Source organism: Ornithinimicrobium tianjinense (assembly GCF_014636495.1).
GTDB lineage: Bacteria > Actinomycetota > Actinomycetes > Actinomycetales > Dermatophilaceae > Ornithinicoccus > Ornithinicoccus tianjinensis.
Genome location: NZ_BMEM01000001.1, coordinates 1,225,219 through 1,238,451 on the forward strand (window position 1 = coordinate 1,225,219; position 13,233 = coordinate 1,238,451).

General features: G+C 71.1%; 11 protein-coding genes. 5 read left to right on the top strand and 6 right to left on the bottom strand.

All coding sequences use genetic code 11. The annotated features are described in order from the left end of the window. The first annotated feature begins 10 nt into the window (after nt 1-10). Both gdhA and IEV65_RS05705 read left to right on the top strand, forming a co-directional pair. Nucleotides 11-1,375: an NADP-specific glutamate dehydrogenase gene (gene gdhA, locus IEV65_RS05700; RefSeq protein ID WP_188428613.1), complete on the top strand. Its 1,365-nt coding sequence runs from the start codon at nt 11-13 to the stop codon at nt 1,373-1,375. Nucleotides 1,376-1,534: 159 nt separating this feature from the next. Continuing rightward, complete coding sequence (locus IEV65_RS05705) at nt 1,535-3,088, top strand: phytoene desaturase family protein (RefSeq protein WP_188428615.1); 1,554 nt, start codon at nt 1,535-1,537, stop codon at nt 3,086-3,088. 69 nt (nt 3,089-3,157) lie between these two features. Here the strand turns inward: IEV65_RS05705 and IEV65_RS05710 are convergent, their stop codons facing one another. The 3 genes from IEV65_RS05710 to aroQ all read right to left on the bottom strand — a co-directional run bounded on the left by IEV65_RS05710 (nt 3,158) and on the right by aroQ (nt 5,404). Further along, on the bottom strand, nt 3,158-3,340 hold the full coding sequence (locus IEV65_RS05710; protein WP_188428617.1) for a methionine/alanine import family NSS transporter small subunit: 183 nt from the start codon (nt 3,338-3,340) through the stop codon (nt 3,158-3,160). Continuing rightward, the gene (locus IEV65_RS05715; protein WP_188428619.1) at nt 3,337-4,890 is read right to left on the bottom strand and encodes a sodium-dependent transporter; all 1,554 of its coding nucleotides are present in this window, start codon (nt 4,888-4,890) and stop codon (nt 3,337-3,339) included. Before IEV65_RS05715 ends, IEV65_RS05710 begins: the two co-directional genes overlap by 4 nt. Before the next feature lie 70 nt (nt 4,891-4,960). Continuing rightward, a complete protein-coding gene (gene aroQ, locus IEV65_RS05720; RefSeq protein WP_188428621.1) occupies nt 4,961-5,404 on the bottom strand; it encodes a type II 3-dehydroquinate dehydratase in 444 nt (147 codons plus the stop codon). 88 nt (nt 5,405-5,492) lie between these two features. On the opposite strand from aroQ, the gene IEV65_RS05725 reads away from it, so the two are divergent. Then, nucleotides 5,493-6,353, top strand: a complete 861-nt coding sequence (locus tag IEV65_RS05725) for a DUF429 domain-containing protein (RefSeq protein ID WP_188428624.1) — start codon at nt 5,493-5,495, stop codon at nt 6,351-6,353. Between the two features lie 77 nt (nt 6,354-6,430). Beyond that, nucleotides 6,431-6,832, top strand: a complete 402-nt coding sequence (locus tag IEV65_RS05730; RefSeq protein ID WP_188428626.1) for a hypothetical protein — start codon at nt 6,431-6,433, stop codon at nt 6,830-6,832. Nucleotides 6,833-6,838: 6 nt separating this feature from the next. Here the strand turns inward: IEV65_RS05730 and IEV65_RS05735 are convergent, their stop codons facing one another. Then, entirely contained in the window at nt 6,839-7,612 is a 774-nt protein-coding gene (locus IEV65_RS05735; RefSeq protein ID WP_229734944.1) for a helical backbone metal receptor, read from the bottom strand. Next, the gene (locus tag IEV65_RS05740) at nt 7,609-8,985 is read right to left on the bottom strand and encodes a UTP--glucose-1-phosphate uridylyltransferase (protein ID WP_188428627.1); all 1,377 of its coding nucleotides are present in this window, start codon (nt 8,983-8,985) and stop codon (nt 7,609-7,611) included. Before IEV65_RS05740 ends, IEV65_RS05735 begins: the two co-directional genes overlap by 4 nt. Before the next feature lie 172 nt (nt 8,986-9,157). On the opposite strand from IEV65_RS05740, the gene icmF reads away from it, so the two are divergent. Then, a complete protein-coding gene (icmF, locus tag IEV65_RS05745; RefSeq protein WP_188429509.1) occupies nt 9,158-12,385 on the top strand; it encodes a fused isobutyryl-CoA mutase/GTPase IcmF in 3,228 nt (1,075 codons plus the stop codon). Between the two features lie 15 nt (nt 12,386-12,400). On the opposite strand, the gene IEV65_RS05750 is transcribed toward icmF, so the two are convergent. Next, complete coding sequence (locus IEV65_RS05750; protein WP_188428630.1) at nt 12,401-13,171, bottom strand: helix-turn-helix transcriptional regulator; 771 nt, start codon at nt 13,169-13,171, stop codon at nt 12,401-12,403. Nucleotides 13,172-13,233: the final 62 nt, after the last annotated feature.

The window sequence follows — 13,233 nt, forward strand, 5'->3', positions numbered from 1 at the left end:
CGGAGGCAGCATGACGACGCTCGCGACTGAGACCACCATCGACCCCGCCCTGCAGAGCGCCTACGACGAGGTCCTCCGGCGCAACCCGGGCGAGCATGAGTTCCACCAGGCGGTCGAGGAGGTCCTCGGGAGCCTGGGGCCGGTCGTGCGGCGCCACCCGCACTACCTGGAGGCGAGCGTCATCGAGCGTCTCTGCGAGCCCGAGCGCCAGATCATCTTCCGGGTGCCGTGGACCGACGACGCCGGCCAGGTCCAGATCAACCGCGGTTTCCGGGTCGAGTACTCCTCGGTCCTCGGTCCGTACAAGGGCGGGCTGCGCTTCCACCCCAGCGTGATGCTCGGGACCGTCAAGTTCCTGGGCTTCGAGCAGATCTTCAAGAACGCCCTGACCGGTATGCCGATCGGCGGCGGCAAGGGTGGGTCCGACTTCGACCCCAAGGGGCGCTCGGACGCCGAGGTCATGCGGTTCTGCCAGTCGTTCATGACCGAGCTCTACCGTCACCTGGGCGAGTACACCGACGTGCCGGCAGGTGACATCGGGGTCGGCGGCCGCGAGATCGGCTATCTCTTCGGTCAGTACAAGCGCATCACCAACCGATACGAGGCCGGCGTGCTCACCGGCAAGGGCCTGGCCTGGGGCGGCTCGCGGGCCCGCACCGAGGCCACCGGTTTCGGCACCGTCTACTTCGCCCGCGAGATGGCTCGGCACGCCGGGCTGAGCCTCGAGGGCACCCGCGTCGTCGTCTCCGGCTCCGGCAACGTGGCCATCTACGCGATCGCCAAGGTGACCGAGCTCGGCGGCACGGTGGTCGCCTGCTCCGACTCCTCGGGGTATGTCGTGGACGAGGCCGGCATCGACCTGGAGCTCCTCAGGGAGGTCAAGGAGGAGCGGCGCGAGCGCATCTCGGCGTATGCGGCGCGTCGCCCGGGCGCGACCTTCGTCGCCGCGGGCAGCATCTGGGACGTCCCCTGCGACGTCGCCCTGCCGTGCGCCACGCAGAACGAGCTCGACGAGGCGGCCGCCCGCCAGCTCGTCTCGCACGGCCTGGAGATCGTCGCCGAGGGCGCCAACATGCCCTGCACACCGGGCGCCGTGCGGGTCTTCCGCGAGGCGGGTGTGCTGTTCGGGCCCGGCAAGGCGGCCAACGCCGGCGGCGTCGCGACCTCGGCGCTGGAGATGCAGCAGAACGCCTCGCGCGACAGCTGGACCTTCGAGCACACCGACGCACGGCTGGGCCAGATCATGACGAGCATCCACGAGCGCGTCGTCACGACCGCCGAGGACTACGGCCGCCCCGGCGACTACGTCTTCGGCGCCAACGCCTCCGGCTTCACCCAGGTCGCCGACGCGATGCTGGCGATGGGCGTCATCTGACCGTCCCGGTCGACCGCGTGCGCGACCCACTCATGGGAGTGGCGCGCGCACGCCATACCGGCAGATCGCGTGCCCGACCCACTCACAGGAGCGGCGCGAGCACGCCATACCTGCAGAGTGTGAGCGGGCAGGACGCAGGGGCGCCCTAGGATCGCGAGCATGTCGACCAGTCACGACGTCGTGATCGTGGGCGGTGGCCACAACGGTCTGGCCGCCGCCGCCTACCTCGCGCGGGAGGGGCTGTCGGTCCTGCTCCTCGAGCGGCAGGACGAGCTGGGCGGGGCCACCGTGAGCGCGGACGCCTTCGACGGGATGGGGGCGCGGCTGTCGCGCTACAGCTATCTGGTCAGCCTGCTGCCGCAGCGCATCGTCGAGGATCTCGGGCTGCGCCTGCGGCTCGCGCGGCGACGCTACTCCTCCTACACCCCGGTGCCCGGCGGCGACGTGGGTCTGCTCGTCGACCGCGGGGACGCCGGCGCCACGTCCCGGTCCTTCGCGGCTGTCGGGGCGGCGGGCGACCTCGAGCCGTGGACGCGTTACTACGGGCGGACCGGGCGGCTGGCGCGCGCGGTGTGGCCGACCATGACCGAGCCGCTCCTGCGCCGCAGCGAGATCGTCGCACGGCTCGGTGACCCCATCCTTGCGGAGGACTTCCTCGAGCGGCCGCTGGGCGAGGTCGTCGAGGGCACGTTCGAGCACGACCTGGTGCGCGGGGTGGTGCTGACGGACGCGCTGATCTCGACCTTCGCCAGTGCTCACGAGGCGGACCTGCGCCAGAACGTCTGCTTCCTCTACCACGTGGTGGGCGGCGGGACCGGGGACTGGGACGTCCCGGTCGGCGGCATGGGCGAGGTGTCCGGCCAGCTGGCCGCCGTGGCCCGGCGGGCAGGAGCCGAGCTGCGCACGGGCGCCACCGTCGTCGGTGTGGAGCAGGGGGGCGTGACCTGGACGGACGACGCGGGTATGTCGCACCGCGCCACCGCGCGCGACGTCCTGTGGGCGGCGGCGCCGGCGGTGCTCGACGGCCTCATGGGGCGGGAGGGGGAGCGGGTCGAGGGCGCCCAGGTCAAGGTCAACCTGCTGCTGTCCCGGCTGCCTCGGCTGCGCGAGCAGGGCGTGGCGCCGGAAGCGGCCTTCGGCGGCACCTTCCACATCAACGAGACCTACAGCCAGCTGGAGACGGCCTACGGGGAGGCGCTCGCCGGTCGGGTGCCGGCACCGATGCCCGCCGAGATCTACTGCCACTCCATCAGCGACGCCAGCATCTTGTCGCCGGGTCTGCGCGAGCGAGGGGCGCACACGCTCACGGTCTTCACGCTGCAGACACCCGACCGGCTCCTCGACGGTGCGGAGTCGCTCGACGGAGCCCGGGCCGACCTGGAGCGGGCCGTGCTCGACTCGCTGAGCTCGGTCCTGGCCGAGCCGATCGAGGACGTCGTCCTGCGCCGTCCCGACGGGAGCCTGTGCGTGGAGACGAGGACGACCCGCGACCTGCAGGACGCCCTCGCCATGCCCGGCGGCAACATCTTCCACGCGCCACTGACCTGGCCCTGGGCCGAGGACGACGACCCGCTCGACACCGCCGCGCGCAGGTGGGGCGTGGACACGGCATACCCGGGTGTCCTGCTCGCCGGAGCCGGGTCGCGCCGCGGCGGGGGTGTGAGCGCGCTCGGCGGCTACCACGCCGCACGGGCTGTCCTGGAGAGCCGCTGAGCCCTGGGACGCGGACGGGCCCGGACCTCCGCGAGGGGAGACCCGGGCCCGTCGTGAGGCGACGACCGATCAGGTGTCGCGGGTGGGGTGCGCCTGGTGGGCGCGCTGCTCGTCGTCGAGGACGAGGTCGGGGTCCTCGTGCGGCCCCCCGACGACCTCGGGGTTGCGGCGCAGGAAGAGGATGCTGGCGATCAGCCCTCCCCAGACGATGATCATCGCGACGATCATCATGGCGATCGAGATGCCGGTCATCGGTGCTCCTCCTCCAGCTCGGGCCACGGCCGGAAGTCCGCCTGGTCGCGTCCCTTCCACGGTATGGCGGTCAGGATGGCCGCCATGACGATCACGAACACGACGGTGCCCCAGCCGAACAGGCCGACGTACCAGCCGGGGTAGCCCTCGTAGCCCTCGCTGACGAGGCTGACCAGCTTCTGGACCAGCATGATCACCAGGAAGACCGGGCCGACGAAGCCGATGAGCACGATCCACCACTTGCCGACCTTGAAGGTGGACACGGCGTTCAGGTGCTGGCGGAGCAGCTCGCCGCGCCGGTAGACCCAGACGAGCAGCACCGTCATGACGATCGCCGAGAGGACGATGCCGACGTTGTTGGCGAACTGGTCCACGGTGTCGAGCGCGATGAGGCCCGAGGTGGTCGAGAAGAGGCCGATCGACAGCACGGCGCACACGGCGCTCACGCTGACGGCGGAGGTGCGCCACCCCAGGCCGAACTTCTCACCGACCGATGCGGCCACGCCGAGCAGGATGGAGATGATCGAGGTGAAACCGGCCATGATCAGCGAGGCGAAGAAGACGACGCCGAAGATGGTGCCGCCGGGCATCTCGTTGATCACTGCGGGGAAGGTGACGAACGACAGGATCGGCCCCGTCAGCCCTTCCAGCTCGGACACCTGCGTGGACTGCTGGTGCGCCATGAAGCCCAGCGTCGCGAACACGCCGATGCCGGCGAGGAGCTCGAAGCTGGAGTTGGCGAAGGCCACCACGAGGCCGGAGCTGGTCATGTTGGCCTTGCGCCGCTGGAACGAGGCGTAGGTGACCATGATGCCGAAGGCGATGGACAGCGAGAAGAAGATCTGGCTGTAGGCCGCGATCCACACGTCGAGGTCGCCGAGAGCCGCCCAGTCCGGGGTGAAGAACTCGGTCAGGCCGTCCAGTGCGCCGGGCAGGGTCAGAGCCCGGATGACCAGGCCGATGAAGGCCACGAACAGCAGCGGGATGAAGAGGACGTTGACCTTCTCCACGCCCTTGGCCACGCCCAGGGCGATCGCGATCAGGACCGCGACCCACGTGATGACCAGCGGTATGGCGATCCCTGGGACGATGGTCGTCGAGATCTCGGGGTCACCGACCTGGAGGTAGTCACCGACGAAGAAGGCCAGCGTGTCCTGACCCCAGCTCAGGTCGAAGGCGAACACGAAGTAGCTCATCGCCCAGGCGATGACCGCGGCGTAGTAGACGGCGATCACGAACGAGAGCAGGATCTGGAACCAGCCCAGCGCCTCGGCGGGCTTGCGGATGCGGCGGTAGGCCAACGGTGCCGCGGCACGGTAGCGGTGACCGATCGCGTAGTCGAGGAACAGGATGGGGATGCCCGCGGTGAGGAGGGCGCAGAGGTAGGGGATCATGAAGGCCCCCCCGCCGCTCTCGTAGGCGACCCCGGGGAACCGCCAGATGTTGCCCAGGCCGACGGCGGACCCGACAGCCGCGAGGATGAACCCGGTGTTGCTCGTCCAGGTCTCGCGGTTCTCGGTCGCGACCGGGGCGTTGGATGGTGTCGCCACGGCAGGACCTCCTTTGGTGTTGACGAATACAGACGCCCGAGCCTAGCGACAAACCACGAGGTGCCGCTGGTTACGCGTGGCGCGTCGCCAAGAGGTCGACCGCGTAGGCGTAGCCCTGCACGCCCGCCCCGGCGATGACCGCCACCGCTACCGGCGAGAGGTATGACGTGTGGCGGAACTCCTCGCGCGCGTGCGGGTTGCTCAGGTGCACCTCGACCACGGCCAGCCGGGTCGCCTTCACCGCGTCGAGGAGGGCGACCGACGTGTGCGTGTAGGCGGCGGCGTTGAGGACGACCCCGACCACCCCCGGGTCCGCAGCGGCCTCGTGGAGCAGGTCCACCAGCCCACCCTCGTGGTTGCTCTGGTGGCAGCTCACGCCGAGCCCGTGCTTCGCGGCCGTCTCGGCGCACAGGACCTCCACGTCCGCCAGCGTGGCGGTGCCGTAGATCTCGGGCTCCCTGGTCCCCAGGAGGTTGAGGTTGGGCCCGTTGAGCACGACGATGCGCGATGTCATGCGGCCAGGGTGGCACATGCCGCCGACCGCCCGGCCGACGACGCTCGTGCTCCCCACGACCTGGGCGGGGTCGTCCTAGAGTGGAGCCATGAACTCCACGACGTGGTGGCGCAAGCTGACCGGCATCCTCAGTCCCCAGAGCGGGCCGGTCAAGCGGTCCGGTGGCGGCGGGGGAACGGCCACCAGCAGCGGCGCGAGGGCCAGACGTGAGCGTGCCGCGCACACCCAGCCCACCAGCGGGCCGGGCAGGCGTGGGACGGTCGATCCGGAGCTGCCCGTGCTGGGCCTCGTCGTGACCCGCCACGGCTGGGTGGGCGCTGTCCTGGACGCCTCGGGCCACGGCACGCCCACCATCGTCGAGGGCGCGACGCTGGACGACGTGGTGCAGGCCGCCGGACCGGTCACGGTCGTGGCCGTCGACGTGCCGATCGGGCTGCCCGACGCCGGCCGCCGCCAGGCCGACACGCTGGCTCGCAAGGAGCTCGGTGAGCACGCCTCGGTCGTGCTCACCACGCCCGTGCGGGAGGCGGTGTATGCCGCGACCTTCGGCGAGGCCAACGCGCTGAGCCGCGAGAAGGTCGGCGCCGGGCTCTCGCAGCAGGCCTACGACCTGCGTCGTCGCATCATGGAGGTCGACGCCTACCTGCGCCAGGACCTGCCGTTCGTCCTCGTGGAGGTCGTGCCCGAGCTGGCCTGCGCGCAGCTCGCCGGCGCTCCGCTCTCGACGCGGCGCCGCTCGGCCGAGGGCTCCCGCGAGCGGCGGGAGGCGCTCGCGAGCGCGGGGGTGCACGCACCCGGCCAGGCCCCGGTCGGCGTGGCCACCGAGCACATGCTCGACGCCTGCGCGGCCGCGTGGACGGCCCACCGGGTCAAGACCGGGACGGCCCGCACCCTCCCCGACCAGCCCGAGGTCTTCTCCGACGGCATCGGCGCGGCGATCACCGTCTGAGCGACGGGACGGCCATCTTCGGCCGCGCGGTCAGGTCGATCGCCGAGCCGCTGCTCAGGTCTGGGAGACTGGGCGCCATGAAGAACTCTGCCGTGTCCCTCACCGTCGTCCAGATCTCCGCCGTCGTCGCCTCGCTGCTGGCGATCCTGCAGGCGCTGCTGGGCTTCGGCGTCGTGCAGGTGCGCGGGCTGCACGGCACGCTCGGCAACGCCCTCTTCGTCGTCATGCTCATCGCGGCCGTGGCCGCCTTCCTGTGGTCGCGGACGAGCGGCAACAAGGGCCTGTTCATGCACGCTGCCGGCATGGCCGTGCTGGCGATCGTGCAGATCGGCCTGGGCGAGATGGGGCAGCGCAGCGTGCACATCGCCGTGGGCATGCTCTTCCTCCTGGGTGTCCTCGCGCTCGCCACCCTCTCCTTCCGCAAGCCGGGCACCGCGCTCGACACCGCGCCGGTGGACCGGTCCCGCCTTCGCGGCTGACCCCCCTCAGCGCGCGAGCGCGTCCAGGCTGGCCCGGGCCTCGACCATGGCCGGGCCGTACCAGGTCAGGAGCCGGCCGCTCACGAGCGCCGTGCGCGTCCGTGCGAAGGCCTCCGGACCGTCCTGCGGGGTGAACACGTAGGGCTCGTCCGGCAGCAGCACCACGTCCGCACCCGCCCCGTCGATCTCCTCGATATCGACGTGCGGGTAGCGCTCGCGGTGGTCGCCGAAGACGTTGACCAGCCCGGCACGGGCCAGGAGGTCGGCCGTGAAGGTGCTCGAGCCGACCACCATCCACGGGTCCCGCCAGATCGGCACCGCGACACGTGCGCGCGCCGGAGCGGCCGGGCCGGCCCAGAGCCGCTCGACCTCGAGCAGCCAGGCGGGCTCCGCCCACGCCAGCACCTCGACGATCAGGGTGCGCAGCACCCGGAGGGCGTCGTCCACCGACTCGACCCGCCCCACCCAGACCGGCACCCCGGCCTCGCGGAGCCTGCGCACGTCGAGCTCGCGGTTCTCCTCCTGGACGCAGACGACGAGCTCGGGGCGCAGGTCGGCGACGGCGGCGCGGTCGGGGTTCTTCGTCCCCCTCACCCGCGGTATGTCGAGCCCCTCCGGCCGGGTGCACCAGTCGGTCGCTCCCACGAGAGCCTCAGGACGCGTCGCGGCGAGCGCCTCGGTGAGCGAGGGCACGAGCGACACGACCCTCGTCACCGCCCCCGCCGGGAGCGGGACCTCGGCGCCGAGGTCGTCGCGGACCAGACGCCGGTCGGGCGTCACGGGAGGGTGGCCCCGTCGGGGACCTGCCCGCCCTGCTCGTCGAGGACCGCCTCGCCGCGGACGCGGACGTCCGCGCCGAAGGTCCAGTCACCCTCGACCTGCAGGCGCGTCGCGTCGACCAGGGAGGGGGCGCCGGCGGGGAACCGGGCGTCGAAGTCGCTGATCATCGCGTAGTGGTCCTTGACCAGGTCGACCACGGGGGAGGGCTCGACCGTGCGGGTCAACCGGTAGGTCTGCGGGTCGAGGCGGTAGGCGTCGGAGCGCAGCAGCAGGAGCTCGTTGGTCGTCTTGACCGGGGCGAAGCGCTCGCGGCTCACGCCCACGGACACGGCGTCCTCGAAGAGCTCCACCGCCCCTCCCATCGCGCTCTCGATCTGGATCACGGGGGTCGAGGCCTTGTCCGTGGGGTCGACCGTCTTGGCGTTGCGGATCAGCGGGAGGTCCATGACACCGCCCCGCTCCTCGAGCATCGCGCGCAGCCGCTCGAGGTCGAACCAGAGGTTGTTGGTGTTGACGTAGGGGTGCTTCTCGCCGTCCATGAAGTGCACCAGCTCCTCGGGAGCGGTCTGGGCGGTGTCGCGCAGCACCAGCCGCCCGTCGGCGCGGCGGCGGACGAGGTGTCCGCCCTTCTTGTCCATCTCGGTGCGGCGGCAGACCTCCGCGGCATACCCCGCGCCGCTGCCCGCGAACCACGCCGCGAGGGCGGGGTCCGGCACGGCGCCGAGGTTGTCGACGTTGGAGACGAAGGCGTAGCGGTAGCCGTCGGCGAGGAGCCGGTCGAGCAGGCCGCTGGCCAGCAGGGAAGGGTAGAGGTCGCCGTGCCCGGGCGGGCACCACTCCAGCCGCGGGTCGGCCGGCCAGTCGACCGGCGTCAGGTCGTCGGCGCGCAGCTTGGGCTCCTGGCTCTGCAGGAAGTCCAGGGGCAGGTCGCCGACCGGCAGGTCGGGGTAGCCGGCGAGGACCTCGAGCGTCGCGTCCTGGGTCGAGAAGCTGTCCATCAGGAGGAGGGGGAGGCGCACGCCATACCGCGCGCGCAGCGCCAGGACCTGGCGGACCGTGATGTCGAGGAAGGTCAGTCCGTCGTGGACCGGCAGGAGGGACTTGGGGCCGGCCAGGCCCATCGACGTGCCGAGGCCGCCGTTGAGGGTGATGACCACCGTCCGGTCCAGCGCCTCCCGGGCGGCCGCCTCGTCCCGCGGCAGGTCCTCCTGCAGCACGGCCGGCAGCGCCGGCTCGACGTCCGCCTCGGCGATGAGTCCGGTCGCCCCCTCCGCGAGCTTGTCGTAGTGCGTCACGAACGTGTCGATGGCAGGCCTGCTGACCCCTGCCGAACGCATCCGCTCGACCGCCTGCTCGCGCCCTTGAGTGCTCATGCGCCAAACCTACAGACCGCCCGCGCGCGACCGTGCGCGCCGTGGGTTGACCTTCACGTCAAGCCGTTGCGCCCGGTCCACTACGATCGACGGAGGACCCGACTCGACGAGGAGACCTCAGGTGAAGAACGACCAGTCGACCGCGCCCGCGGCCAGCGGTGAGCGCCCCGCGATGCACACGCCCACCAACCCGGTGCGGATCGTGACGGCGGCGAGCCTGTTCGACGGTCACGACGCGTCCATCAACATCATGCGGCGGATCATGCAGTCGCAGGGCGCCGAGGTGATCCACCTGGGGCACAACCGTTCGGTCCAGGAGGTCGTGCAGGCCGTCCTCGACGAGGACGCCAACGGGGTGGCCGTCTCCTCCTACCAGGGCGGTCACGTCGAGTACTTCGAGTACCTCGTCCAGCAGCTGGCCGCGGCGGGCGCCGGCCACGTCCGGGTCGTCGGCGGCGGCGGCGGTGTGATCGTTCCCGAGGAGATCGCCCGGCTGCGCAGCTCCGGCGTGACGATCTTCAGCCCCGAGGACGGTCAGCGCCTGGGCCTGCCGGGCATGATCAACAGCGTCATCTCCGACTGCGACTACGACCTGTGGGAGGTGGGCGCGGCCGACGTCGACGCGGTGCTGCGCGGCGACCGCACGGCGGTCGCGCGCGCGATCACCGGTGCCGAGCTCGGCCGCCTCTCCGCCTCGGACCGGGACAGGTATGCCGAGGCCGCCGCCGCTCGGTCCGTGCCGGTCCTCGGGATCACCGGCACGGGCGGGTCGGGCAAGTCCTCGCTCACCGACGAGCTCGTGCGCCGCTTCCGCCTCGACCAGGGCGACCGGCTCCGGATCGCGGTCGTGGCCATCGACCCGACGCGCCGTCGCGGGGGTGGTGCGCTGCTGGGTGACCGCATCCGGATGAACTCCATCGGGGGCGACCAGACCTACTTCCGCTCCCTCGCCACCCGTGGCGACAAGGAGGTCCCCGAGGCCCTGCCGGCGACCGTCGACATCCTCAAGGCCGCGGGCTACGACCTCGTCGTCGTCGAGACGCCCGGCATCGGCCAGGGCGACGCCGGGATCGTGCCGTTCGTCGACACCTCGCTCTACGTCATGACGCCGGAGTTCGGTGCCGCCTCGCAGCTGGAGAAGATCGACATGCTCGACTTCGCCGACGTCGTGGCCATCAACAAGTTCGAGCGGCGGGGGGCGATGGACGCGCTGCGCGACGTGGGCCGCCAGCTGGTCCGCAACCGGGAGGCCTTCGGCAAGAAGCCCGAGGACATGCCGGTCTTCGGCACCTCGGCGGCCACCTTCAACGACGACGGCGTGACCGCTCTCTACCACGAGCTGCGCACGCTCCTCGCCGACAAGGGCCTCGCGGTCGATGCCGAGGGCGGGGCGCTGCCGAGCACCGGGGTGCGGCACTCCTCGATGATCCGTCAGGTCGTCCCGGCCAAGCGGGTCCGCTACCTGGCCGAGATCGCCGACACCGTCCGCGGATACCACGACGACACCGAGCGCTACGCGCAGGCCGCGCGCCGGGTGGAGCGCCTGGCGGCCGTCGACGACGAGCTCGCCGCCGCGGGTCGTGAGGACCACGGCGTGGACGAGCTGCTGGAGGCGGCCCGCCGTGAGGTGCCGACCGAGGTGCAGGAGCAGCTGGAGCGCTGGCCGTCCGTGGTGGAGTCCTACTCCGGCGACGAGCAGGTGGTCCGGGTCCGCGACCGCGAGCTGCGCACGAGCCTGACGAAGGAGTCGCTGAGCGGCAACCGCATACCTCGCGTCGCTCTGCCGACGTATGACGAGGCCGGCGCACTGGTGCGCTACTGGCGCAAGGAGAACCTGCCCGGCTACTTCCCGTTCACCGCGGGGGTCTTCCCTTTCAAGCGGGACAACGAGGACCCGGCGCGGATGTTCGCGGGTGAGGGTGATCCCTTCCGCACCAACCGACGCTTCAAGCTCCTGTCCGAGGGGCAGCCCGCCACGCGCCTGTCCACGGCCTTCGACTCCGTCACGCTGTACGGCCAGGACCCCGCCGAACGACCGGACATCTACGGCAAGGTGGGCACCTCGGGCGTCTCGATCGCGACGCTGGAGGACATGAAGGCCCTCTACGACGGGTTCGACCTCCTCGCGCCGACCACGTCGGTGTCGATGACGATCAACGGTCCGGCTCCCACCGTGCTGGCCTTCTTCCTCAACACCGCGATCGACCAGCAGCTCGACGCCTTCCGTGAGCGCGAGGGACGAGAGCCGTCCGGTGCCGAGGCGGAGGAGCTGCGGGCCTACGCCCTGCAGAACGTCCGGGGGACGGTGCAGGCCGACATCCTCAAGGAGGACCAGGGCCAGAACACCTGCCTGTTCACCACGGAGTTCTCGCTGCGGATGATGGGCGACATCCAGCAGTGGTTCATCGACAACGGGGTGCGCAACTTCTACTCGGTGAGCATCTCCGGCTACCACATCGCCGAGGCGGGGGCCAACCCCATCAGCCAGCTCGCGTTCACCCTGGCCAACGGGTTCACCTACGTCGAGTCCTACCTGGCCCGCGGGATGGACGTCAACGACTTCGCCCCCAACCTCAGCTTCTTCTTCTCCAACGGCATGGACCCGGAGTACTCCGTCATCGGCCGGGTGGCGCGGCGGATCTGGGCGGTGGCGATGAAGGAGAAGTACGGCGCCAACGAGCGCAGCCAGAAGCTGAAGTACCACGTCCAGACGTCGGGACGCTCCCTGCACGCGCAGGAGATGGACTTCAACGACATCCGCACCACCCTGCAGGCCCTGATCGCGATCTACGACAACGCCAACAGCCTGCACACCAACGCCTACGACGAGGCGATCACGACCCCATCCACCGAGTCGGTCAGGCGTGCGCTGGCGATCCAGCTCATCATCAACCGCGAGTGGGGCCTGGCGATGAACGAGAACCCCAACCAGGGCTCGTTCATCATCGAGCAGCTCACCGACCTGGTCGAGGAGGCGGTGCTCACCGAGTTCGACCGGATCTCTGAGCGTGGCGGGGTGCTCGGCGCCATGGAGACCGGCTACCAGCGGGGACGCATCCAGGACGAGTCGCTGCTCTACGAGCACCGCAAGCACGACGGCACGCTGCCGATCATCGGCGTCAACACCTTCCGTCGGCCGGCCGAGGAGGGAGCCGAGGAGCACACCGTGGAGCTCGCACGGGCCACCGAGGAGGAGAAGCGCTCCCAGCTCGAGCGGGTCGCGGACTTCCAGGAACGGCACTCGGCCGAGGCCGAGGAGGCGTTGCAGCGACTGCGTCAGGCGGCGATGGACGGGGACAACGTCTTCGCCGTCCTCATGGACGCGGCACGGGTGTGCTCCCTGGGCCAGGTCACCGAGGCCTTCTTCGAGGTCGGCGGGCAGTACCGCCGCAACGTCTGAGCGGCCCGGCGCCGGTCAGGTCGGCGCGTCCTGGCCGACCGGGATGAGGCCGAGCTGCCGGCCCCGGTTGACCGCGGACAGCCGGTCACCGACCGCCAGCTTGGCGTAGATGTTGGCGAGGTGGTGGTGCACGGTGCGCGGGGAGATCTGCGCGAGGTGCCCGATGCGCGCCGCGGTGTGGCCCTGGGCCAGCAGGTCCAGCACGGTGGCCTCACGCTCGGTCAGGTGGACCAGCCGTGCCGCCGGCTCCGGGAGCGCGGCGGGGTCAAGGATCGCGAAGAGGTAGACCAGCACCGGCTGCACCCCCCTCAGCAGGTCCAGCTCGTCGGGGGAGAAGTCCTCGCCCAGGCGGCCGACGAAGACGGTGACGAACTCCGGGCCGACCCGCACCGGCACGGAGGCGATCTGGTTGACCCCCCAGACCCGGCGGATCTCCTCGGCCCGTAGGGAGGAGGACCATCCTGGTCCCACGGCTCGACCGAGCGTGGTCACGGTGTCGTCCCCCTGCAGGACGGGCCACAGCAGGGGATCCCGCGCGGCGAGCACGCGCAGGACCGGTCGCTCGGGGGTCGGTGTGCCCTGCCCCACCGAGCTCTCGAGGACGCGCACGTCCCACCCACCGTCGTGCCCGGTGACGAGCATTCCCAGCGTCCCCTGCACCGTCGTGCACACGGCGTCCACCGCACCGCCCATCCTGCTGATCGAGGTGCCCTGCCCCGAGGCGACGCGGCGGAGGACCTCGAGGGCGACGTTGTAGGCGTGGCCCTCGGAAGCCACCACACTCATCTCCCCACTGTCCCACCACGGACGTGCTGAGTAAACCGCTTTGTGGCGCCGATCTGCGCACA

Excerpts from the sequence above, each read along its gene's own strand:
- IEV65_RS05750 (WP_188428630.1), bottom strand. The coding sequence starts at position 13,171 with ATGAGTGTGGTGGCTTCCGAGGGCCACGCCTACAACGTCGCCCTCGAG.
- IEV65_RS05740 (WP_188428627.1), bottom strand. The coding sequence starts at position 8,985 with ATGAGCACTCAAGGGCGCGAGCAGGCGGTCGAGCGGATGCGTTCGGCA.
- IEV65_RS05705 (WP_188428615.1), top strand. The coding sequence starts at position 1,535 with ATGTCGACCAGTCACGACGTCGTGATCGTGGGCGGTGGCCACAACGGT.
- IEV65_RS05725 (WP_188428624.1), top strand. The coding sequence starts at position 5,493 with ATGAACTCCACGACGTGGTGGCGCAAGCTGACCGGCATCCTCAGTCCC.
- gdhA (WP_188428613.1), top strand. The coding sequence starts at position 11 with ATGACGACGCTCGCGACTGAGACCACCATCGACCCCGCCCTGCAGAGC.
- aroQ (WP_188428621.1), bottom strand. The coding sequence starts at position 5,404 with ATGACATCGCGCATCGTCGTGCTCAACGGGCCCAACCTCAACCTCCTG.
- icmF (WP_188429509.1), top strand. The coding sequence starts at position 9,158 with ATGCACACGCCCACCAACCCGGTGCGGATCGTGACGGCGGCGAGCCTG.
- IEV65_RS05710 (WP_188428617.1), bottom strand. The coding sequence starts at position 3,340 with ATGACCGGCATCTCGATCGCCATGATGATCGTCGCGATGATCATCGTC.
- IEV65_RS05730 (WP_188428626.1), top strand. The coding sequence starts at position 6,431 with ATGAAGAACTCTGCCGTGTCCCTCACCGTCGTCCAGATCTCCGCCGTC.